The organism is Amycolatopsis sp. NPDC114504, from assembly GCF_055633595.1.
On sequence record NZ_JBVKDU010000002.1, the window covers coordinates 210,276 to 231,595 of the forward strand.

The window sequence follows — 21,320 nt, forward strand, 5'->3', positions numbered from 1 at the left end:
GCGGAATTCACTTAGTATTCATGGTGTGACCACCGAATCGTTGCCGCGTACCCCGGCCGAGCTGGGCCTGCCGGAGCTCCCGGTCGAGGCGGGTCCGGCGGATCCGGCGGTCCACCACGTGCGGGCCAAGCTCGACCGGGAGATCCGGGCGCTGCTCGCGTACGAACCCGGTACGCGCTCGGGCGCCGACCCCGAGGACCTGCACCAGATGCGCGTCGCCCTGCGGCGGATGCGCAGCGTGCTGAAGCTGTCCGGCACGCTGGTCGGGGACGGCGCCGAGCCGGTGCGCGCGGAGCTGGGCTGGCTCGGCCAGTCGCTCGGCGAGGTGCGGGACCACGACGTCCTGATCGGGCACCTGCGCGAGGTCATCGCCGACTTCGAGGTCCGCGACCAGGCCGCCGGGCGCCGGCTGGTGTCCCGGTTCGTCACCGAGCGCACCGCGGCGAAACGGCGGCTGACCAGGGCGTTGTCCAGTGCGCGCTACTCGACGCTGTTGCGCGAGGTCAGCCTGCTGACCCGCGACCGGGAGGCCGCCGCCGAGGTGGCGGAGCAGTCGCACGACCTGGTCGCCGGGCTGGCGAAGCCGCACCGCAAGCTCGCCAAGGCCGTCCGCGCGCTGGCCGCCGACCCGCCGGACGACGACCTGCACGACCTGCGCATCCACGGCAAGAAGCTGCGCTACGCGGCCGAGCTGGCCCAGACGTCGGCGAAGAAGAAGCAGGCCAAGCGGATCAAGCGGCTGATCAAGGCGACCCGGGACTTCCAGACCGTGCTCGGCGACCACCAGGACGCGGTGATCGCGGCCGAGCGGATGCGCACGGTGCTGGACACGGCGGACGGCGAGGTCGGCTTCGTCGCCGGCCGGATCGCCGAGCGCGAGCTGGCCCGCCGAGCCGAGGCCCGCGCGGTCTGGCGCGCGTCCTGGGCCGCGGTCGACGACGCCGCTCGGGCTCTGCACGCCTGACCGCCCCGGAGCCCTGCCGCCGACCGTAAGCTCGGCTGATGGCGACCGCACTGACCCTGGCCATCGGCGGAGTGGTCCTGCTGCTCCTGATCATTCTCACGATCGGGGTCCTGGCCGGCCGCCGGGTGCGGCGCGGGCGGAAGCTCGGCCGCTACCCCTACCGCGCCAAGCCGAACGGCACCTACGACAACTCCACGCACAGCGGGATGTCGTGATCAGGCGATCGACCAGACGTACCCGTCGGGCCGGATGAGCACCTGCCGGCCACCCTCGGCCTCGTACGCCGCGTACGCGTGGCCACCGTCGTCGACCAGGTCGGTGCCGGTCGCGACACTCCCCGCGGGCAGGATCCGGTAGCCCTCCGCCTCGCCGTCGCCGAAGGTCAGCGACGTCGCGTGCGGGCCGCGGAACAGCTCGAACAGCCGCACGCGCTTGCCGTTCGCGTCGGTCAGGGGCGCGTCCGGGGCGCGGTCGCCCGGCTGGAGAGCACCCGAGCCGGCCGGGGACAGCGGGCCGCCGCGGTAGCTGATGTCCAGCTGCTGGGTGTCCTCGCCGCGCTTGTGCGCGTCCTCGTCGCCGTCGACGTACTTCTGCATCAGCTCGGTCGAGATCCCGAGCACGCGCGCCGCGTTCGTCCGGCGCTCGACCTCGTAGCTGTCGATCAGCTCGGGTGAGCCGTCCGCGAGCTTCCAGCCCAGGTTGTAGCCGTCCCCGACGCCGGTGTTCAGGCCCTGGCCGCCGGTCGGCGGGTGGACGTGCGCGGCGTCGCCGGCCAGGAAGACCCGGCCGTCACGGAAGCGCGCCGCGAGCCGGACGTTCGGCCGCCACACCGTCGACCAGGCCAGGTCGGACAGCTTGACGGTGCCGCCGCTGAGGGCGTCGAGCCGGGCCTGGACCGCGGGCAGCGCGGTCTCGACGTCGAGCTCGCCGTCGCCGAGCGGCGCGCCGAACTGGAACCACGGGGTGCCCGGCAGCGGGCTGAACATCATGCCGCTCATCGGGTCTTCCGGCGCCGCGAACCAGTGGCCGTACGCGCGGTCGAGGCCGTCGGCGTGGACGTCGCCGAGCAGCATCCGGATCGACTCGTCGGTGGTGCCCTCGAACGCGATCCCCAGCGTCTTGCGGACGACGCTCTTGCCGCCGTCGGCGCCGACCAGGTACTCGGCGCGGACCGTCTCGCCCGTGCTGAGCGTGGCCGTGACGCCGTCGGCGTCCTGCTCGAAGCCGGTCAGCGCGGTGTTCAGCTCGACGTGGACGCCGAACTCGGCCAGCCGGTCGCGCAGGATGCCCTCGGTCTGCGACTGGCCGAGGAACCAGCCGGTCGGGTACGGCTTCGCCGGCGTCGGCTCGACGGGGTCGAACATCATCCGCTCGCCGACGACCTCGCCGCCGAGGTGGATCTTCATCGGCACCGGCGCGGCCCCCGCGGCCAGCACCGCGTCGAGCACGCCGAGGTCTTCGAAGATCTCCAGCGTGCGGGGCTGGAGCCCGTCGCCGCGCGAGCCGACGAAGTACGTCTCGGCCTTGTCGATGATCCGCACGGCGACGTCGCGCCGCGCCAGCTCGATGGCCAGCGTCAGCCCGGTCGGCCCGGCTCCCGCGATCAGCACCCGTGTGTCCATCTCATCCTCCCAGTGAATTGAAATTCAGTGAATCTGGATTCAGAATGACACTGCTAGCGTCCGACGTCAAGGAGGTGGCGGTGAACCGCAAGGAGAAGGCCGCGGAGACGGAGACCGCGCTGAAGGCGGCGGCCCGGAGCGTGTTCGCGCGCAAGGGCTACCTGAACACGAAGATCACGGACATCACCGCCGAGGCCGGCCGGGCCGCGGGGTCGTTCTACAACCACTTCGCGGGCAAGGAGGAGCTGCTCGAGGCGCTCCTGGCCGACATCGCGGCATCAGGCGACGAGAGCGCGCTGACCGAGGGTCACCTGTCGGACTTCAGCGACCCGGCGGCGGTCCGCTGGCACGTGGCCCAGTACTGGGACTTCTACCGGGAACACGCGTCGACGATGCAGGCACTGCGCCAGGCGTCGATGGTCAACGACGCGTTCGCCCGCACACTGGCGAGCTTCGGCGCGACCCAGGCATCGGACCTCAACGGCCACCTGGCCCACGTGACGGCGGCGGGGATGCGCCTCCCGGCGAGCACGGAGCTGTCGATCGCGATGATGTACCAGCTGGTCGACAGCTTCGCCCAGATGTGGCTCCTCGACCCGGCCCCGGCGGGCTGGACCCCACCGACGGACGAAGAGGCGATCGAGGCGCTCACCCGGTTCGTCTACCGGGGCTTCACAGGCCGGGACTACTGAGGCGGTTCCGGCCATGCGTCGACGACCTCGACGTGACGCGGCCCCGCGGACGTGCCGATGTGCCGGAACCAGGCGGCGCACTCGGGCACCGAGCCGATCAGCCGGGCCGCCTCATCGGCCTCGACCCGGCTGCGCCAGAGGACGACGTCCAGCCAGCCGCCGTCGTCCTCCCGGGTCAGGTACGCGGCGAGACAACCGGGGAACCGCCGTCGCATCGCCTCGACCATCGCCGGGCGCTCCGCCACCAGCTGCTCCACCGCGGCTTCGTCGACCCGGAAGCGGGCCAGTTCGATCGTCGTCACCGCTGGAACCTAGCCGGGAGCACCGACAGTTTTCGCCGTTAGGCGGTCAGGCGCTCCACAGCGGCGTCAACGCGCTCATCCGTCGCGGTCAACGCGACCCGGACGTGCTTACCGCCGGCCGGGCCGTAGAACGTGCCCGGGGCCACCAGGATCCCGCGGTCGGCCAGCCACTCGACCGTCGCCGACGCGTCCTCATCCCGCGTGGCCCACAGGTACAGCCCCGCCTCGGAATGGTCGATCCGGAAACCGTTGTCCTGCAACGCCTTCCGCAACGCCAGCCGACGCCGTGCGTAACGCTCGCGCTGAGCCGTGAGGGCCTCGTCGTCGGTCAAAGCGGCGACCATCGCCTCCTGGACCGGGCGGGGCACGATCATGCCCGCGTGCTTGCGGATCTCCAGCAGCTGCGCGATCAGCCGGGGGTCGCCGGTCAAAAAACCGGCGCGATAACTGGCCAGGTTCGCCGACTTCGACAGCGAATGCACCGCGATCAGGCCCTCGGTGCTGCCGCCGCAGACGTCCGGGTGCAGCACCGACAGCGGCGACGTCTCCCAGCCCAGCGCCAGGTAGCACTCGTCGGACACCACCACGACGTCGCGCTCGCGGGCCCACTCGACGACCTTGCGCAGGTGCTCGACCGGGAGCACCTTGCCGGTCGGGTTGGACGGCGAGTTGATCCAGATCATCGCCGGCCGCTGCGGGCCGAGCGCGACCGTGCTGTCCGCGCGCAGGATCGACGCGCCCGCCAGGAGCGCCCCTACCTCGTACGTCGGGTAGGCCAGCTCCGGGATGACGACGAGGTCACCCGCGCCGAAGCCGAGCAGCCGCGGCAGCCAGGCCACGGCCTCCTTCGACCCGATCGTCGGGAGCACGGCGTCCGGCTCGATGCCGGTGACGCCGTGCCGGCGGCCCAGCGCGGCGATGGCCGCCGCGCGCAGGGCCGGGATGCCGTGCGTCGTCGGGTAGCCCGGGATCTCCGACACCGACGCGAGCGCGTCGCGGATGCCGGCCGGGACCGGGTCGACGGGCGTGCCGATGGAGAGGTCGACCATCCCGCCGGGGTGCGCGCTCGCCGTGGCCTTGACCTCGGCGAGCGAATCCCAGGGAAAGTCGGGCAGCGAGACCCGGCTCATTCGCCCTGCGGGGGCAGGGCCTTGATGAACCCCGGGTCGTGCGCGGTCTTGCCCACCTTGGAGGCGCCGCCGGGCGAGCCCAGCTCGTCGAAGAAGTCGACGTTGGCCTTGGTGTAGTCCGACCAGTTGTCCGGGACGTCGTCCTCGTAGTAGATCGCCTCGACCGGGCAGACCGGCTCGCAGGCGCCGCAGTCGACGCACTCGTCCGGGTGGATGTACAGCATCCGCTCGCCCTCGTAGATGCAGTCCACGGGGCACTCGTCGATACACGCCTTGTCGAGCACGTCGACGCAGGGCTCGGCGATCACGTAGGTCACTGCGCACTCCTGCTTTTCTCTGCAAACAGCCAGTCGTGGCCGACACTACGCGGTTCGGCCACCCGTTCGGTTGGTGAGGCAAGCCTTAGCCATACCCCGGGTATGGCGCTCACCTCTCCCGGCGCCGCGGTGGGGTGGCCCGCGCGTCGCCGGTGATGACGAAGCGGGGTTTGGGTGCCTCGCCTGCGTCACTGTCGGACTTCTTCTCCCCCACGGCGCGGTTGAACCCTTCGGAGATCTCGTCGACGAGCTTCTCGTTGTGCCGCTCGTCCTTGCGCTGGATGCCCACGGCCACCTCCTCGGGAAAATCCGCTCCGCGCCTTTCACGGCCTTGGGGACAATCTAGCGGTGAACGCACCCGAGACGCTCGAAATCGCCTGCAGCAGAGCATGGCCGCCGCTGGTCGAAAAACCCTTGGGGACCTGGCGGCTGCGCTGGGCGGACGGCTTCACCGGCCGCGCGAACAGCGCGCTCGCCGTCGGCGACCCCGGCCTGCCGATCCCGGACGCCCTGCGCGCGGTGTGTGACTTCGCCCACGATCGGGGGATCCAGCCGATGGTGCAGGTGCTCCGCGACAGCCCGAACGAGCGGGCGATCGTCGCCGAGGGCTGGTTCCAGGCGACGCGGCACCACCGCGGCCACGAGGTCGTCGTGCTCACCGCGCCGCTGACCGGCGCATCCCCGGCCGACGGCGTCGTCGTGCACGACGAGCCGACGCCGGCGTGGTGGGACCTGACGCTCGGGCCCGGCGAGGACATCCCGGCCGCCCGGAGCGTCCTGACCGGTGGGAAGGTCGGGTACGGCGTCGCGACACTCGACGGCGCCACCGCCGGGGTCGTCCGCGGCGCACTGGTCGACGGCTGGCTCCACGTCGGGCGCCTGGAGGTGGATCCCGCCTTCCGCCGCCGCGGGCTCGCGTCGGCGCTGATGGGCGCCCTGCACACGTGGGGCGCGGAACACGGAGCGGACCACGGGGTGTTGCAGGTGGCGGAGGGGAACTCGGGCGCGCTCGCGCTCTACGCGGGGCTCGGCTACGCCCCGCACCACAGATACCGGTACTGGGTGCCCGCACCCGGCTCGTGCGAGGATTCGACGTCGTGAAGATCGTGGTAATGGTCGGCGGAGTGGGCGGGGCCCGCTTCCTGCTGGGTTTGAAGTCGGCGCTGGGCATGTCGCCCGAAGGCGCGAGCGAGTCGGAGCACGAGGTGACGGCGCTGGTCAACACCGGCGACGACGTCTGGATGCACGGCCTGCGGATCTGCCCGGACCTGGACACCTGCATGTACACCCTGGGCGGCGGGATCGACAAGGAACGCGGCTGGGGGCACTCGGGTGAGACCTGGGTGGTCAAGGAGGAGCTGGCGGCCTACGGCGCCGACCCGGACTGGTTCGGGCTCGGCGACAAGGACATCGCCACCCACCTGATCCGGTCGCGGATGCTGCGCGCGGGCTACCCGCTGTCGGCGGTGACCGAGGCCCTGTGCGACCGCTGGCAGCCCGGCGTCCGGCTGCTGCCGATGTCGGACGACCGCGTCGAGACGCACGTCGTGATCGACGACCCGGAGCAGGACGGGCAGCAGAAGGCCATCCACTTCCAGGAGTGGTGGGTGCGCTACCGCGCCGAGCCGAAGGCGCACTCGATCGTCGCGGTCGGCAACGACGAGGCCAAGCCCGCGCCGGGCGTGCTCGAGGCCATCAAGGACGCCGACGCCGTGCTGCTCGCGCCGTCGAACCCGGTCGTGTCGGTCGGCACCACCCTGGGCGTGCCCGGGATCCGGGACGCGCTGCGCAAGACGTCCGCGGGTGTCGTCGGGGTGTCGCCGATCATCGGCGGCAAGGCGCTGCGCGGCATGGCCGACGCGTGCCTGACCGCGATCGGCGTCGAGACGTCGGCCGAGGCGGTGGGCCGGCACTACGGCTCGCGCAAGGCCGACGGCGTGCTCGACGGCTGGCTGATCGCGGAAGGCGAGACGGCGGACGTGCCGGGCGTGACCGTCCGCGACGTCCCGCTGCTGATGTCCGATGTGGACGCGACCGCGGCGATGGCCCGCGCGGCGCTCGAACTGGCTGGAGCCCCCGTTGAATGACCACGCCTCCGCCAAGCTGGAGATCCTGCCCGTCAGCGGGCTGCCGGAGTTCCGCCCCGGCGACGACCTGACCGGCGCGATCGTCAAGGCCGCGCCCTGGCTGCGCTCGGGTGACGTCCTGGTCGTGACCAGCAAGATCGTCTCGAAGGCCGAGGGCAGGCTGGTCAAGGTGCCCGCGGACCCCGAGGTCCGCGACGCCGAGCGCCGCAAGCTCGTCGACCGCGAGGCCGTCCGGGTGGTCGCGCGGATCGCGCGCACGGTGATCACCCAGAACCACCTGGGGATCGTGCAGGCGGCGTCGGGCATCGACGCGTCGAACGTCGAAGGTGACGAGGTCGCGCTGCTACCGGCCGACCCGGACGCGTCGGCGCTGGCGCTGCGCAACGGGCTGCGCGAGCGGCTCGGCGTCGAGGTCGCGGTGGTCGTCACGGACACGATGGGCCGCGCGTGGCGGGTCGGGCAGACCGACGCCGCGATCGGCTCGTCCGGGCTGCGCGTGCTGCACGCCTACCGCGGCGAGATCGACGGGCAGGGCAACGAGCTGGCCGTCACCGAGGTCGCGATCGCCGACGAGCTCGCCGCGGCCGCCGACCTGGTCAAGGGCAAGCTCGGCGGCACGCCGGTCGCCGTCGTCCGCGGTCTGGACATCTTCGACGACGGCTCGACGGCCCGGAACCTGGTCCGCCCGCTCGAGGAGGACCTCTTCCGGCTGGGCACGAACGAGGCCATCGCGCAGGGCCGCCGGGAAGCCGTGCCGGTCCGGCGGTCCGTGCGGCAGTTCAGCGACGAGCCGGTCTCGCCGACGTCGATCCGGCGGGCGGTCGGCTCGGCGCTCACCGCGCCCGCGCCGCACCACACGCACCCGGTGCGGTTCGTCTGGCTGCGCGACGGCGGGAAACGCAAGCAGCTGCTCGACGCGATGCGCGAAGCGTGGCAGGCCGACCTGACCGGTGACGAATTCACGCCGGAGCAGGTCGCGAAACGGCTCAGCCGCGGCGACATCCTTTACCGGGCGCCGGAAGTCGTCATCCCGTTCCTGGTGCCGGACGGCGCGCACACCTACCCCGACGCCCGCCGCAACGACTGCGAACGGACGATGTTCACCGTCGCCGGCGGGGCCGCGGTGCAGGGCCTGCTGGTCGCGCTCGCCGCCGAAGGCCTCGGCTCGTGCTGGATCGGGTCGACGATCTTCGCGGCCGACATCGTCCGCGACGTCCTCGGCCTGGACGAGGGCTGGCAGCCGCTGGGCTCGGTCGCGATCGGCGTCCCGCTCACCGAACCGGCCCCGCGGGGGTCGGCCTCGCCGGGCGAAGGGTTGCTGGAGCTGTGACTCTGCACGAAGACGCCGTCACGACGCTGGGGTCGTGGCGGCCCGCGCTCGCGTCCCAGGAGTCGCTGCGGCAGGCGTTCCTCGGGTTCCTCGCGGCGCGCGAGGACAGCTGTCAGCGCTCGTGCGAAGCCGGGCACCTCACGGCGTCGGCGGTGGTTTTGGACCACACCGGGACGCGGGTGCTGCTGACGCTGCACCCGCGCGTCGGCCGCTGGCTGCAGCTCGGCGGGCACTGCGAACCTTCCGACGTCTCGCTGGCCGGGGCAGCGCTGCGGGAGGCCACCGAGGAGTCCGGCATGACCGGGCTGCGGATCTCCCCGGAGCCGGTGCACCTCGACGTCCACCCGATCACCTGCTCCCTCGGCGTGCCGACGCGGCACTTCGACGTCCGGTACGCGGTGCACGCCCCGGCGGGCGCGGAGCCGGTGCGCAGCGACGAGTCCGACGACCTGCGGTGGTGGCCGGTGGACGCGCTCCCGGCGGGGTCCGAAGATCTCGCCGATCTGGTGAAAGCGGCCGTTCCTGTCGGTGCCGGGCACTAGCCTGGGCTGCGGAGAGGGAGGGACCACATGGCTACGCAGTTCCCCGAGCGGGTGCACTATCACTCCGGCAGCGGCGGGGACAGCGGGGTGTTCGGCTACATCGTCGTCGGCCTGCTGATCCTGGCGATCATCGTGTTCGTGATCGTGGTGGCGGTGCGGGTGTCGAAGATGCGCCGCGAAGAGGCGATGAAGAAGAGCGGGCAGTTCCCTCCGAACTTCCCGCCGCAGCAAGGGTTTCAGCCGCCGCCGCAGGGGTTCACGCAGCCGTATCCGCCGCAGCAGGGTTTCGCGCCGCAGCAGGCGTACCCGCCGTCGCAGCCGATGCCCCAGCAGCAGTACGCGCCGCAGGGTCCGTACGGGCAACGGCCGCCGGGCCCGGGAGCGGGTCCGCAGAGCTGGTGATCATCCCCTTCGACAGCGGTTCGCCGGTCCCCCCGTTCGAGCAGGTCCGGTCCGGGCTGGCGACGCGCATCAACGACCGTTCGCTGGCGGTCGGCACGAAGCTGCCCACGGTCCGGCAGTTCGCCGCCGACCTGGGGATCGCCCCGAACACGGTGGCCCGCGCGTACCGCGAGCTGGAGGAAGCCGGGCTGATCGAGACGCGCGGCCGGGCGGGCAGCTTCGTCGCGGCATCGGGCGACCAGAGCCGCCGCCGCGCCCAGCAGGCGGCGGCGGAATACGCTGCGCTCACCCGCAAACTGGGCTTGGACGACGCGGAAGCGCTGGCGATCGCCCGCGCCGCACTCGACGAGGGGAAGAGCTGACCGTGAGCGTGCTGATGCTGCTGATCATCCTGATACCGGTCGCGCTGGTCGCGACGGTCGTGGTGGTCTTGATCAACGTGAACAACAAGCCGAAGCTGCCGCCGTACCCACCGCAGCACTACCCCGGCTACCCGCCCCAGCAGGGCTACCCGGGCCAGCAGCCGGGTTATCCGGGCCAACAACCGGGTTACCCGCCGGCGCAGCCCGGCTACCCGCCGCAGCAGGGGTACCCGGGTCAGCAGCCGGGATACCCGCCGCAGCAAGGCTTTCCGGGGCAGCAGCCGCCTTACCCGCCGCAGCAGTAGCCCGGGGCGTCACATCGCGCGGTAGTCGCGCAGCTCGATCCGCGGGCCGAACCGTGGCCGCCGATGCCCCGCCGCCTCCAGGTAGCGCACCGCCCGCTGCCGCTGCGGGGCATACGGTGCCAGGACCTCCGCCATCCCCGCGTCGTCGAGTTTCAGGCCCAGCACGGCGTTCCCGACCATCGACGGGATGTTGTAGTCGCCGAAGCTGACCGCGTCCGGGTCGCCCCATGCGCGCTGCGCGATCTCCGCCGCCGTCCACACGCCGATGCCCGGGACGTGCCGCAGCAGGTGGCGACCCTCGAGTCCGCGCAGCTCCACCGCCCGCTCCAGGTGACCGGCGACGCGCGCCGCGTTGAGCAACGCCGTGCGGCGCTTGATGTCGACGCCCGCGCGGTGCCAGTGCCAGTCCGGCAGCGACCGCAGCGCGACCGGCGTCGGCGGCACGCGCAGCCGCTCCGGCCCCGGCCCGGGCGCCGGCGTGCCGAACCGGCGGCACAGCTCGGCCCACGACCGGATCGCCTCCTTGCCGGTCACCTTCTGCTCCAGCACCGCGAGCACCAGCCAGTCCCACACCACGCCGGTCGCGCCGAGCCGCAGCCCCGGGTTCTCCCGCCGGGCGCGCGCGACGACGTCGTGGTGCGCGACGAACTCCGAATCGTCGTCGTCCGCGCCGAGCAGCGCCGGGACGCCGGTGAGCAGCCGGTCCGCGCCGTCGCCCCAGGCCGCCGCCTCGATCCGGCCGTCGGTCAGCTTGCGCAGGGCGAGCGTGCCCGGGCCGTCCGGCGTGTTCGACGCGAGCCACGTGATCCCGCGCTCGTCGGTGAGGATGTTCAGCGATCCGCGCCCGCGCTTCAGCGGACCCAGGACACCGCCCAGGTCGACCTCGAACGCGGGACGCCAGAACATCGCTACGCGTCGCTCGAGAAGCGGACGGAACCGTCGGGCAGCACGACGTCCGGCCAGATCCGGGCGCCGTCGAGCAGCTCGCAGCCGGCGCCGACGGACGCGCCGTCGCCCAGCACGACCCCGCGCAGCACCGCGCCGGCGCCGACGCGCGCGCCGTGTCCCAGCACCGAGCGCTCGACGATCGCGCCCTCGGACACGGCAGCGCCGTCGAACAGCACCGAGCCGTCGATCTTCGCGCCCGAGCCGACCACGGCGGCGACACCGATCGTCGAACCGCCGGACAGCTGGGCGTCTTCGGCCACGGAAGCGCCGTCGAGCACCAGGAAGTCACCGGGGCGGCCGGGCAGCGCCGACGTCGGCGCCACGCCCCGCACGAGGTCGGCCGACCCGCGGACGAACGCCTCGGGCGTGCCGACGTCCAGCCAGTAGGACGCGTCGACGAAGCCCTGGATGTGCGCGCCCTGCTCCAGCAGCTGCGGGAACGTCTCGCGCTCGACGGAGACTCGACGCCCGGTCGGGATGGCCTCGATCACCGGGCGGCGGAAGACGTAGCAGCCGGCGTTGATCTGGTCGGTCGGCGGGTTCGGCGTCTTCTCGAGGAACGCCTGGACGCGGCCGGTCTCGTCGGTCGGCACCGAGCCGAACCGGCTCGGGTCGGGCACGCGCTGCAGGTGCAGCGTGACGTCGGCCTCGGACTCGCGGTGCACGCGCAGCTGCTCGCCGAGGTCGGAGCCGGAGATGATGTCGCCGTTGAAGACGATCACGTGGTCGGCGCGCAGCTTGTCGTAGACGTTCCGGATGGCGCCCGCCGTGTCGAGCGGGTTCTCCTCGACGACGTACTCGAGGTCCAGACCGATCGACTTGCCGTCGCCGAAGTACTCCTCGAACACCTCCGCCCGGTAGCTCGTCCCCAGCACCACGTGCCGGATCCCGGCCTCGCGGATGCGCGAGAACAGGTGGCTCAGGTAGGGCGTCCCGGCTGTCGGGAGCATCGGCTTCGGCGCCGATAGCGTCAGTGGCCGCAGGCGCGTGCCCTTGCCCCCGACCAGCACGACGGCGTCGATCTCGACCTCGGACGTCACGGAAATCTCCTCCTGTATCACGCACCGCTGAGCGACAAGCCGCGGGAAACCCTGACGGAGGTCGCCCGGAGGGCCTACCCTAGACAGGAAACAGGCGGGCCTTTCCCCAGAGGGCCCCGGGTCAGTCGGGAGGCCGAGGGGATGGACCCCCGCGATCGGGCGGACGCCCTGCTCGCACGAGCCCAGGCGCGCGGTGTGTTCGTGGTGACGCCGGACAGCGCCATCTCGCCGATGGACGCCTCGAACACGCAGCAGATACCGCGTGCCGCCATCGACGGCCTCGACAGACGCCAGGACCCGGACACGACCACGCAGCTCCCGGCGTCGCTGATCGAGGAGAACGACCACCCGCTCGCGGGTGCGTCGCCCACGCGGCGGCTGGAGGCCACCGGTGGCTCGGCCGTCCGTCGCCCGCAGGCGACCGCGCCGCTGAGCACGCCGTCGCCGACGACACCGATGAAGACCCCGGTGACGACGCCGCTGGCCCGCCGTCCCCAGGCCGAGCCGATCACGAGCCCGCTGAAGGAACCCGACCCGGAGGACACCGGACTGGTGCCGACGGTGACGCAGACCAACGGCCGGTCGGACCTTTCGCGCCGGCTCGACGGGATCTAGCGGGTCTCGAGCTTCAGCCTGAGCGCGAGGCCGAGCTTCGCGGCGGCCAGCACCGGCTTCCAGACGAGGCCCGGGTGGCGGTCGGCGAGGTAGCGGTAAGCGCTGTCGTGGTGGGCCTTGAGCATCTTCTTCGACGCCTGCGACGTGGAGTGCCCGCCTTCGTGGGTAACGCTCGCGGACGGCGCGTAGACGTTCAGCCAGCCGGCCTGCGCCAGCCGGTCGCCGAGGTCGACGTCCTCGAAGTACATGAAGTAGCGCGTGTCGAAGCCGCCGACGGAGTCGAACGCCTCCCGGCGGATGAGCTGGCACGAACCGGACAACCAGCCCGACGTGCGCTCGACCGGCGTGCCGGTCTCCTGGCGGTACTGCTTCGTCCAGGGGTTGCCCGGCCAGACCTTCGCGAAGGCGGCGTGCCCGATGCCGCGCCCGAACGACGGCAGCAGCCGCGCCGAGGGGTAGACGGTGCCGTCGAGGTCCTTGATGAGCGGCCCGAAGGCACCCCCACGCGGCCACCGGCTCGCGACGTCGAGGAGCGCGTCGAGCGAGCCGGGCTCCCATTCGAGGTCCGGGTTGACGACGACGACCCAGCCGTACCGGTCGTCCAGCTCGGCGGCACCGCGGTTGGCGGCGGCCCCGTAGCCGACGTTCTCCCCGATGCTGAGCAGCTGCACGTTCTTGTGCTTTTTCGCGACTTCTTCGAGGGCACCCTCGACGGACGCGTTGTCCGCGACGACCACCTTGACCTCGCGCTCGGTGGCCTTCTCGAGGGTCTCGAGGAACCGCTCGATGGTGTCCTCGGAGAAGTAGGTCACGGTCACGACGCCGACATCGTCGCCATAGCGGGAGTGCTCAGTCACCCGGCCATTGTCCACCGGTCACCCAACGCAACCCCGCCACCCCGCGACCGGTGACAAAAACACCGCCCGTCACCAAAAGTAGTCACCCGAACGCGGCTCGTAGAACCAGCTCGTCATGATGGGGCGATTACGGTGCACGCCTTCGTCGACGAGTCAGCTCGCGCCGGCACTTATCTGCTGTGCGCGACGATCGTGGAACCCGCGCATCTGACCCCCACCCGGCGAGCGTTGCCGTCACTCCTGCTCCGCGGCGCGCGCGAGCTGCACTTCAAGAAGGAGAAGGAACCTCGCCGCAGGATGCTCATCGATCGGATGGCCGCGCTACCGGTCACATCGAGGCTTTACGTCGGTAAGTGCTCGCCCAAGACCGAAGAAGCCGCCCGGCAGCGCTGTCTCGCGCTGCTCGCCCAGGACTTGCTCGCTCTGCAGGCCCATCGGCTGATCCTCGACACGCGCGACCACCGCGACGGCCAGGACCGCCAGACCCTGCAGCACGCGCTGGGCGTCCGTCCCTCGAAGACCGAACTCATCTACGAACACGTCGACTCGACGGCAGAACCGCTTCTGTGGATATCCGATGCGGTGGCTTGGTGCGTCGGAGCGGGTGGCGACTGGCGACGCCGCGCGAGCCCTCTGGTCGCCGAGCGGATCGAGGCCTAGGACGGCGAAAAGCCCGTGAGACGACCGTCCGGACGCGTCACGGGCTTTCATACTCGGTCCCACCGGGACCTCGCACAGCGATCTTACCACTCTTACCACTTGTTGTTGCCGGACCGACCGCGCTCAGCGGGTGCGGAGGTGGCGGGACCAGGCCTTCGCGTACGCCTCGCGGTGCCGCTCCGCGGTCGTCGCCCAGGAAAACTCCTTCGCGCGCTGCTGAGCCGCCGTTGCCAGCTCCGCGCGGCGGCCCGGGTCCGCCAGCAGCTCCTCGATCGCCGCGGCCACGTCGCCCGCGCCGACGCCGCAGTACGCCACCGCGTCGCCGCCGACCTCCGGGAGCGACAGGCGTCGCGTGGTCAGCACGCACGCTCCGCACGCCATCGCTTCCAGGACCGGCAGCCCGAAACCCTCGCCCAGCGACGGATAAGCCACCATCGAAGCCCCGCCGAGGAACCCGGCCAGTGTCCCGAAGGGCAGATATCCTGCCCGGATCACCCGGAGCCGGTGCGGGACGGCGTCCAGCGCCCGCTCCACCTGCGTGTCCCAGCCCGGCTGCCCGGCCAGCACCAACGCCGGCGCGTCGCGCTGCCCGGCCACCGCCCTGGCGAACCCGCGGATCAGCGCCGGCACGTTCTTGCGCGGCTCCAAAGCACCCAAGAACGCCACGTACGGCGTGCGCCCCAGACCGACCGCCGAACGGGCGGCGGCGACTTCCGAGGGTGACGGCGGGTGAAACCGCTCGGTGTCGACGCCGTGGTGAATGACTTCCAGCGAAGCGTGCCGCACCGGGCCGACGCGGGCCAGCTCCGCGGCCGTCGCCGCCGACGGCACCACGCACAGCGTCGCGCGACGCAGCGCCGTCGCCGTCCACGCGCGGAAGAACCGGGCCTTCACCGACGAGTGCAGGACGGCGTCGGTGAAGAACGTCGCGTCGTGCAGCGTGACGACCGATGCCGCCGACGTGGCCAGCGGCATCGTGTAGTGCGGCGAGTGGACGACGTCCGCGCCAAGCCGGCGCACCAGCCGCGGCAGGGTCGCCTGTTCCCAGGTCAGCCGCGCGGTACGGGTGGTCGTCGACGGCGAAGCGGGCACGACGCGCGAGCGCGGCGCCAGCCGATCGTAAAGCTGCAGGTCCCGGGGCTGGCAGACGACGGTGACCCGCGCCCCGTCCGCGTCGAGGGCGGCGACGAGCGAGTCCACGTACCGGCCGACCCCGCCGCGGTCCGCGGGAACCGCGGTCGCGTCGATCAGGACCCGGGGATCTTCGCTCACCCCTGCAGGGTACGGCGGTGACCCGGTGTCATGGTGGGGAACTGGCAAACCGCTCAGCCATGAGCCCGCGTGTGAATGGCCCAGACGGCTTCAGCCGCGCGACGCCAGGTGAACGCCTTCGCGCGCTCTCTCCCCGAACGAGTGAGCTCGGCCGCCACGGACGGTGACTTCAGCACCTCCCGCAACGCCGACGCCAGCGCCGCCGAGTCGCCGCGCGGCACCATGATCCCCGCGCCGCCCGCCACCTCCGCCAATGCCGGGGCATCGGTGTGCACCACCGGGATCCCCGCCGCCATCGCCTCGAGCAGGCCCAGCCCGAAGCCCTCGGCGAGGCTCGGCACGGCCAGCACGCTCGCCCGCCGCAGCGCGGTCGCCAGCTCGGCGTCCGACACCTTCCCCAGCATCCGCAGCCGGTCCGCCGGCAGGCCTCGTTCGGCGGCCAGCGCGACCGGGTCGACGCCACCCCAGCCCAGTTGCCCGGCGAGCACCAGCACCGTGCCGTCGAGGGCCGCCACCGCGTCGATCAGCACGTCGATCCCCTTGCGCGGCTCGATCGTGCCGACGGCCAGCACGTACCGCTCGGGCAGCTCCAGCTCGACGGAACCGGCCGGCACCCGCACGCCGTGCGGGACCACGTGCACCGGGACGTCGACGTCGATCAGCACCGCCAGCTCGTCGGCGACCGCCCGCGTCGGCACGACCAGCCCGGACGCCCGCCGCGCCGCCCGCGCGATCATCGACCGGTGCCAGCTGACCCCGCGCGCGGTGAGCGTCTCGGGGTGGGTCCACGGCACGGTGTCGTGCACGGTCACGCTCAACGTCTTCCCGGCCGGCGCGCGCGGCGGCGCGAACGGCGTCGGCGCGTGCACCGCGTCGCCGCCCGGCCACCAGGGAATCCCCAGCTGCCAGGCGCCGATCAGCCCCCGCGGCGGGATCCGCAGCACGCGCGGGCCGTCGACGCCTTCGAGCCGGGCGGCATCGACGTCGGCGTGCCGCGCGACCACGCTGGACACCGTCCACCCCGGCGGCGCGGTCTTCGCGAGCGCGGGCAGCAGCTCGGCCGTGTAGCGCCCGGTGCCTCCGGGCACGGGCGCGAGGAGCTGCTCGGCGAGCACGACCAGTTCGGGCACGCGGCTATTGTGCGGGACGTGACCGCGAATCCCGCCACCACGGTGGTCGTCGTGACCTGGCGGGGTGCCGGGCACGTCACCGCCTGCCTCGACGCGCTCGCCGCGCAGACGCGTCCACATCGGACGCTCGTGGTGGACAACGCCTCCGACGACGGCACCGCGGCCCTGCTCGCGGCCCATCCTTCGCGTCCGCAAGTAGTTCGTCTCCCCCGCAACGCGGGTTACGCGGGAGCGCTCGCCGTCGCCGCGAAGCGCCTCGACACGCCGTTGATGGCGTGGCTGAACGACGACGCTGAACCGGAGCCGGACTGGCTGGCGACACTCGAAGACACCCTGGAAAAAGCGCCTTTGGCCGGCGCGGCGACGTCCCGGCTCGTGCGCCCCGACGGCACCACGCAGTCCGCCGGCGTCCGGCTGACCGCCGACGGCCACGGCGCCGACCTCACCGAGCCCGCCGCCGAGGTGTTCGGCTTCTGCGGCGGCGCGGCGCTCCTGCGGACGGACGTGCTGAAGAGCGTGCACGGCGTCCCGGCCGGGTTCTTCTGCTACTACGAGGACACCGACACGGCGTGGCGGCTGCGGCTGGCCGGGTGGGACGTCGTCGCGGCGCCGGATGCCCACGTCCGGCACGCCCACGGCGTCAGCACCGAGCTGGGTTCGGCGCTGTTCCACCGCTGGAACGAGCGCAACCGGCTGCTCATGCTGCTGCGCTGCGCGCCCCGCGGGGTGGCGGTGAACCAGCTGGTCAGGTTCGCCGTGTTGACAGCGGTACTGCCGTTGCGGCCGGGCCGTCCGGCCGCCCCGAACTTCCGCTTCGGGCTGCGCTGCCGGGTACTGGCCGAGGTGGTGGTCAGACTGCCCGCGACGCTCGCGGCCCGCCGCAAGATCGGCCGTCGCGCGGCACTCGGCCGAGGCGCGGTCTGGGACGCTTGGGCTGGCCTTTAAGCTGGCGCTCAATCCCGACGAAGGAGCAGGCTTTGGCGCAGGGGGCACCGCAACCGCTCGTCTCGGTGATCGTGGTCAACTACCGCGGCGCCGACGACACGATCACCTGCCTGCGCGCGCTCGCCGAGCACGACTACCCCGAGCTCGAGCTGATCTGCGTCGACAATTCGGACGAAGCCGCGCGCATCCGCGAAGCCGTCCCCCAGGCCCGCGTGATCGAGGCCGGCCGCAACACCGGGTTCGCCGGCGGCTGCAACCTCGGCGCGAAGCACGCGAAGGGCACCGTCCTCGGCTTCCTCAACAACGACGCCCGCCCGGCGCCCGGCTGGGTCTCCGCCGCGGTCGCCGAGCTGCGCGCGCAACCCCGCGTCGCCGCCGTGGCCAGCAAGGTCCTCGACTGGGACGGCACCGGCACCGACTTCGTCGACGGCGGCCTGACCTGGTTCGGCATGGGCTACAAGCGGCACGCCGGTTCGCCGCTGGCCGACGTCCCGGCCGCCGAGCACGAGGTCGCGAAGGACGTCCTGTTCGGCACCGGTTCCGCGATGTTCGTCCGCGCCGCGGTGTTCGCCGAGGTGGACGGCTTCGACGAGCGGTTCTTCATGTTCTACGAGGACGTCGACCTCGGCTGGCGGCTCAACCTCCGCGGCTGGCGCGTCCGGTACGTCCCCGAATCGCTGACGTACCACCGTCACCACGGCACGATGGCCGCGGTCGACGCGCCGGAAACCGGCCGCGAGACCTTCCTCCTGGAGCGCAACGCCCTCGCCGCGCTCTACAAGAACCTCTCCGACGAGACGCTGGTCAGGGCGCTGCCGGCGGCCCTCGCGCTCGCCGTGCGCCGGGCCACCGCCCGCGGCGAGCTGGACGCCACGCAGCTGGACCTCGAACAGGGCGTCGGCCCGATCGAGTCCGGCGACGTCGCGATCCCCCGGACCACGCTCGCCGGAATCCTGGCGATCGACCAGTTCGTCGAGCAGCTGCCGTCGCTGGCGGAGTCGCGCGCGGTCGAGCAGGCCGCCCGCGTCCGCACCGACGCCGACCTGCTTCCCTTGCTGCGCAAGGCGTTGGAGCCCGCGTACCCGCTGCCGCGCTACCTCGCCGCGCACGACATCCTCGTCGAGGCGTTCGGCATCGAGAAGGCCTTCGGGCAGCGTCGCAAGATCCTGGTGCTCACCGGTGACGCGCTCACCGAGCGGATGGCCGGGCCGGCGATCCGCGCCTGGAACATCGCGCTGGCGCTGGCCGCCGAGCACGACGTCCACCTGGTGACCACCAACCCGCTCGCGACGCCGCCGCCCGCGCCGTTCCGCGTCAGCGCCGGCAAGCACCGCGAGCTCGACGCGCCGATCGCCTGGGCCGACGTCGTCGTCCTGCAGGGCCACGTGCTCGAGCTGGCGCCGTCGCTGAAGAAGGAGCACAGCGGCAAGATCGTCGTCGCCGACCTCTACGACCCGATGCACCTCGAACTGCTGGAGCAGGGCAAGGGCGTCGCCGACGACAAGCGCGCGGCCGACCTCGCCGGCGTCACGCGGGTCCTGGACGCCCAGATCGAGCGCGGCGACTTCTTCCTCTGCGCGTCCGAGCGGCAGCGGCACCTGTGGCTCGGCCACCTGGCCGCGCTGGGCCGGCTTTCCCCGCGGCTCTACGACGCCGACCCGACGACGCAGTCGCTGCTCGCGGTCGTCCCCTTCGGACTGTCGGCGCAGGCGCCGGTCCGCACCGGGCCGGGGCTCCGCTCGACGCTCGGCCTCGGCGGCACCGACCACGTCGTGCTCTGGGCGGGCGGGGTCTACAGCTGGTTCGACCCGCTGACACTGGTCCGCGCGATCGACACGCTCCGCCGTCGCCGCGCGGACGTCCGGCTGGTGTTCCTCGGCATGAAGCACCCGAACCCCGAGGTCGCCGAGATGGACATCGGCACGCGGACGATCCGGCTGGCGGACTCGCTGGGGCTGACGGACAAGCACGTCTACTTCAACGAGCAGTGGGTGCCTTACCACGAGCGCCAGAACTGGCTGCTCGACGCGAACTGCGGCGTCACGACGCACTACGAACACGTCGAGACGACGTTCGCGTTCCGGACCCGGGTGCTCGACTACCTGTGGGCCGGCCTGCCGATCGTGACGACCGACGGCGACTCGTTCGCCGACCTGGTGCGCGCGGAGCGGCTGGGCGTCGTCGTGCCGGCCGAGGACGCCGACGCGCTGGCCGCGGCGCTCGAAAAGTGTTTGTACGACGAGGAGTTCGCCGCGGGCTGCGTCGAGCGGATCGCCCTCGTCGCGCAGCGGTACACGTGGCCGGAGGCGCTGAAGCCGCTGGTGGAGTTCTGCCGCGACCCGCGCCCGGCGGCCGACCGGCTGCCCGGGTCCGCGGACCTGGTGACGACGCCGGCGGTGCGCGGCCGCGCGATGGTGCGCCGCGACGTCGACCTGGTGCGGGAGTACCTCGCCGCCGGTGGCGCTTCGGAGCTGGCGCGGCGCGCGGGCGGACGGGCTTTGAAGATCGTGAAGCAACGGCTCCGTCGTGGCTAGGTCCCTCAGCGTCCTCCTCGACGGCACCCCGCTGCTCGGCTCGCGCACCGGGATCGGCCGGTACACGTCCGCGCTGATCGAAGAGCTGGTGTCGATCCCCGAGGTGGACACGCGCGCGGTGGCGTTCACGCTGCGCGGGTGGCGGCGGCTGCGGCACGTGCTCCCGTACGGCGCGCGGGCCCGCGGGATCCCGGTGGCGGCGCGGCTGCTGCGGGCGGCGTGGACGCGGTCGGACTTCCCGGCGGTGGAGCTGTTCGCCGGGCCGACGGACGTCGTGCACGGCACGAACTTCGTGCTGCCGGGCCGGTTCCGCGCGGCGGGCGTGGTGACGATCCACGACCTGGCCTTCTTCGACAACCCGGCGGAGCTGGCGCCGAGCGACCGCGGCCTGCCGGAGCTGGTCCGCCGCGGCGCGCGGCGGGCGAACGTGATCTGCACGCCGACCTCGGCGGTGGCCGACTCGGTGGCGGAGCGCCTGGACGTCGACCGGGACAAGATCGTGGTGACGCCGCTGGGCGTGAACCCGGCGTGGTTCACCGCACGTCCCCCGGACGACGAGCGGCGCGCCCGGCTCGGACTGCCCGCGCGCTACCTGCTCTTCGCCGGTGCGGCGGGCCCGCGCAAGGGCCTCGACTGGCTGACCCGCACACACGAGGCGGCCCCGGACCTGCCGGACCTGGTGTTCGCCGGCCCGGGCCCGTTCCCCCGCGGCCCCCGGCTGTCGCAGACCGGCTACCTGTCCGATGTGGACCTGCGGACGGTGGTGGCGGGCGCGTCGGCGCTGGTGCTGCCGTCGCGCGACGAGGGTTTCGGCCTGCCGGTGCTGGAGGCGATGGCGTCGGACGTCCCGGTGGTGTGCACGGACATCCCGGCGCTGCGCGAAGTAGCGGGCGACTGCGCGAGCCTCGTCCCGTTCGGCGACGTCGACGGCTTGGCGGAGGCCCTGCGGACGGCGGTGACGGACCCGCACGCGGTGGCGACATCGGCCGCCCGCCGAGCCCACGCGGCGAACTTCACGTGGCGGACATGCGCCGAGCTGACGGTCGGCGCGTACCGGCTGGCCTCAGGTCGCCACTGACCGGGCCGCCCTCGGATCCGGCGTCGGCGCGGAGGCATCGCCGCTCATCAGCAGCAGCGTGGCGACGAACGTCGCCAGCACGGCTCCGGCCACGATCTTCGCCAAGGTGCTCAACCGCATCGTCACCAGCATCGCGACTCCGTTCTCCGGGACCTGCGAGAACCACGGTCCGCTCCTCGCCCGCGC

At 72.5% G+C, this 21,320-nt stretch carries 26 protein-coding genes; 15 read left to right on the forward strand and 11 right to left on the reverse strand.

Annotation, left to right across the window (positions count from 1 at the left end; translation table 11 throughout):
- The first annotated feature begins 25 nt into the window (after positions 1–25).
- Positions 26–964 carry a CHAD domain-containing protein gene (locus tag ACZ7PG_RS12515; RefSeq protein WP_470239216.1) on the forward strand — a complete coding sequence of 313 codons (939 nt, stop codon included), beginning with the start codon at positions 26–28 and terminating at the stop codon, positions 962–964.
- A gap of 38 nt (positions 965–1,002) precedes the next feature.
- Entirely contained in the window at positions 1,003–1,179 is a 177-nt protein-coding gene (locus ACZ7PG_RS12520; RefSeq protein ID WP_470239217.1) for a hypothetical protein, read from the forward strand.
- Here the strand turns inward: ACZ7PG_RS12520 and ACZ7PG_RS12525 are convergent, their stop codons facing one another.
- Positions 1,180–2,586, reverse strand: coding sequence for an FAD-dependent monooxygenase (locus ACZ7PG_RS12525; protein WP_470239218.1), 1,407 nt, complete (start codon positions 2,584–2,586; stop codon positions 1,180–1,182).
- A gap of 44 nt (positions 2,587–2,630) precedes the next feature.
- Between ACZ7PG_RS12525 and ACZ7PG_RS12530 the strand changes: the two genes are divergently transcribed.
- Positions 2,631–3,278, forward strand: coding sequence for a TetR/AcrR family transcriptional regulator (locus ACZ7PG_RS12530; RefSeq protein ID WP_470239219.1), 648 nt, complete (start codon positions 2,631–2,633; stop codon positions 3,276–3,278).
- On the opposite strand, the gene ACZ7PG_RS12535 is transcribed toward ACZ7PG_RS12530, so the two are convergent.
- The 4 genes from ACZ7PG_RS12535 to ACZ7PG_RS12550 all read right to left on the reverse strand — a co-directional run bounded on the left by ACZ7PG_RS12535 (position 3,272) and on the right by ACZ7PG_RS12550 (position 5,316).
- On the reverse strand, positions 3,272–3,580 hold the full coding sequence (locus ACZ7PG_RS12535; protein WP_470239220.1) for an antibiotic biosynthesis monooxygenase: 309 nt from the start codon (positions 3,578–3,580) through the stop codon (positions 3,272–3,274). The two genes, ACZ7PG_RS12530 and ACZ7PG_RS12535, sit on opposite strands and share 7 nt — an antisense overlap.
- A 38-nt stretch (positions 3,581–3,618) precedes the next feature.
- Positions 3,619–4,710 (reverse strand): succinyldiaminopimelate transaminase, encoded by a 1,092-nt coding sequence (gene dapC / locus ACZ7PG_RS12540; protein WP_470239221.1) that lies wholly within the window; start codon positions 4,708–4,710, stop codon positions 3,619–3,621.
- A complete protein-coding gene (gene fdxA / locus ACZ7PG_RS12545; RefSeq protein ID WP_086680320.1) occupies positions 4,707–5,027 on the reverse strand; it encodes a ferredoxin in 321 nt (106 codons plus the stop codon). Before fdxA ends, dapC begins: the two co-directional genes overlap by 4 nt.
- A gap of 109 nt (positions 5,028–5,136) precedes the next feature.
- Positions 5,137–5,316, reverse strand: a complete 180-nt coding sequence (locus ACZ7PG_RS12550) for a hypothetical protein (RefSeq protein ID WP_470239222.1) — start codon at positions 5,314–5,316, stop codon at positions 5,137–5,139.
- 59 nt (positions 5,317–5,375) lie between these two features.
- On the opposite strand from ACZ7PG_RS12550, the gene ACZ7PG_RS12555 reads away from it, so the two are divergent.
- From ACZ7PG_RS12555 to ACZ7PG_RS12585, 7 genes are read left to right on the forward strand one after another with little or no spacing between them, the layout of a single operon-like run.
- Complete coding sequence (locus ACZ7PG_RS12555) at positions 5,376–6,128, forward strand: GNAT family N-acetyltransferase (protein WP_470239223.1); 753 nt, start codon at positions 5,376–5,378, stop codon at positions 6,126–6,128.
- Complete coding sequence (gene cofD, locus ACZ7PG_RS12560) at positions 6,125–7,114, forward strand: 2-phospho-L-lactate transferase (RefSeq protein WP_470239224.1); 990 nt, start codon at positions 6,125–6,127, stop codon at positions 7,112–7,114. The genes ACZ7PG_RS12555 and cofD overlap by 4 nt, the downstream gene beginning before the upstream one ends.
- Complete coding sequence (locus tag ACZ7PG_RS12565; protein WP_470239225.1) at positions 7,050–8,444, forward strand: coenzyme F420-0:L-glutamate ligase; 1,395 nt, start codon at positions 7,050–7,052, stop codon at positions 8,442–8,444. Before cofD ends, ACZ7PG_RS12565 begins: the two co-directional genes overlap by 65 nt.
- Positions 8,441–8,986 (forward strand): NUDIX hydrolase, encoded by a 546-nt coding sequence (locus tag ACZ7PG_RS12570; RefSeq protein ID WP_470239226.1) that lies wholly within the window; start codon positions 8,441–8,443, stop codon positions 8,984–8,986. The genes ACZ7PG_RS12565 and ACZ7PG_RS12570 overlap by 4 nt, the downstream gene beginning before the upstream one ends.
- 27 nt (positions 8,987–9,013) lie before the next feature.
- Positions 9,014–9,388, forward strand: coding sequence for a hypothetical protein (locus ACZ7PG_RS12575; RefSeq protein ID WP_470239227.1), 375 nt, complete (start codon positions 9,014–9,016; stop codon positions 9,386–9,388).
- Complete coding sequence (locus tag ACZ7PG_RS12580; protein ID WP_470239228.1) at positions 9,385–9,750, forward strand: GntR family transcriptional regulator; 366 nt, start codon at positions 9,385–9,387, stop codon at positions 9,748–9,750. Before ACZ7PG_RS12575 ends, ACZ7PG_RS12580 begins: the two co-directional genes overlap by 4 nt.
- A gap of 2 nt (positions 9,751–9,752) precedes the next feature.
- Positions 9,753–10,055 carry a hypothetical protein gene (locus tag ACZ7PG_RS12585; RefSeq protein WP_470239229.1) on the forward strand — a complete coding sequence of 101 codons (303 nt, stop codon included), beginning with the start codon at positions 9,753–9,755 and terminating at the stop codon, positions 10,053–10,055.
- Positions 10,056–10,064: 9 nt separating this feature from the next.
- Here the strand turns inward: ACZ7PG_RS12585 and ACZ7PG_RS12590 are convergent, their stop codons facing one another.
- Entirely contained in the window at positions 10,065–10,961 is an 897-nt protein-coding gene (locus ACZ7PG_RS12590; protein ID WP_470239230.1) for a DNA-3-methyladenine glycosylase family protein, read from the reverse strand.
- Positions 10,962–10,963: 2 nt separating this feature from the next.
- Positions 10,964–12,043, reverse strand: coding sequence for a mannose-1-phosphate guanylyltransferase (gene manB / locus ACZ7PG_RS12595; protein ID WP_470239231.1), 1,080 nt, complete (start codon positions 12,041–12,043; stop codon positions 10,964–10,966).
- A 141-nt stretch (positions 12,044–12,184) separates the two neighbouring features.
- Here manB and ACZ7PG_RS12600 point away from each other — a divergent pair, with 141 nt between their 5' ends.
- Positions 12,185–12,658: a hypothetical protein gene (locus tag ACZ7PG_RS12600; RefSeq protein ID WP_470239232.1), complete on the forward strand. Its 474-nt coding sequence runs from the start codon at positions 12,185–12,187 to the stop codon at positions 12,656–12,658.
- Here ACZ7PG_RS12600 and ACZ7PG_RS12605 read toward each other — a convergent pair.
- The gene (locus tag ACZ7PG_RS12605; RefSeq protein ID WP_470239233.1) at positions 12,655–13,515 is read right to left on the reverse strand and encodes a glycosyltransferase family 2 protein; all 861 of its coding nucleotides are present in this window, start codon (positions 13,513–13,515) and stop codon (positions 12,655–12,657) included. The two genes, ACZ7PG_RS12600 and ACZ7PG_RS12605, sit on opposite strands and share 4 nt — an antisense overlap.
- Before the next feature lie 132 nt (positions 13,516–13,647).
- Here ACZ7PG_RS12605 and ACZ7PG_RS12610 point away from each other — a divergent pair, with 132 nt between their 5' ends.
- A complete protein-coding gene (locus ACZ7PG_RS12610; RefSeq protein ID WP_470239234.1) occupies positions 13,648–14,175 on the forward strand; it encodes a hypothetical protein in 528 nt (175 codons plus the stop codon).
- A 123-nt stretch (positions 14,176–14,298) separates the two neighbouring features.
- On the opposite strand, the gene ACZ7PG_RS12615 is transcribed toward ACZ7PG_RS12610, so the two are convergent.
- Both ACZ7PG_RS12615 and ACZ7PG_RS12620 read right to left on the reverse strand, forming a co-directional pair.
- Entirely contained in the window at positions 14,299–15,447 is a 1,149-nt protein-coding gene (locus ACZ7PG_RS12615) for a glycosyltransferase family 4 protein (RefSeq protein ID WP_470239235.1), read from the reverse strand.
- Positions 15,448–15,500: 53 nt separating this feature from the next.
- Complete coding sequence (locus ACZ7PG_RS12620; protein ID WP_470239236.1) at positions 15,501–16,577, reverse strand: glycosyltransferase family 4 protein; 1,077 nt, start codon at positions 16,575–16,577, stop codon at positions 15,501–15,503.
- 9 nt (positions 16,578–16,586) lie between these two features.
- On the opposite strand from ACZ7PG_RS12620, the gene ACZ7PG_RS12625 reads away from it, so the two are divergent.
- Genes ACZ7PG_RS12625 through ACZ7PG_RS12635 form a run of 3 tightly spaced genes read left to right on the forward strand, consistent with a single transcriptional unit; the run spans position 16,587 to position 21,134 of the window.
- Positions 16,587–17,522, forward strand: coding sequence for a glycosyltransferase family 2 protein (locus tag ACZ7PG_RS12625; RefSeq protein WP_470239237.1), 936 nt, complete (start codon positions 16,587–16,589; stop codon positions 17,520–17,522).
- Positions 17,523–17,554: 32 nt separating this feature from the next.
- Positions 17,555–20,056, forward strand: coding sequence for a glycosyltransferase (locus ACZ7PG_RS12630; RefSeq protein WP_470239238.1), 2,502 nt, complete (start codon positions 17,555–17,557; stop codon positions 20,054–20,056).
- Positions 20,049–21,134, forward strand: coding sequence for a glycosyltransferase family 4 protein (locus ACZ7PG_RS12635; RefSeq protein ID WP_470239239.1), 1,086 nt, complete (start codon positions 20,049–20,051; stop codon positions 21,132–21,134). The genes ACZ7PG_RS12630 and ACZ7PG_RS12635 overlap by 8 nt, the downstream gene beginning before the upstream one ends.
- Here the strand turns inward: ACZ7PG_RS12635 and ACZ7PG_RS12640 are convergent.
- A complete protein-coding gene (locus ACZ7PG_RS12640) occupies positions 21,120–21,266 on the reverse strand; it encodes a hypothetical protein (protein WP_470239240.1) in 147 nt (48 codons plus the stop codon). The genes ACZ7PG_RS12635 and ACZ7PG_RS12640 overlap by 15 nt on opposite strands.
- Positions 21,267–21,320: the final 54 nt, after the last annotated feature.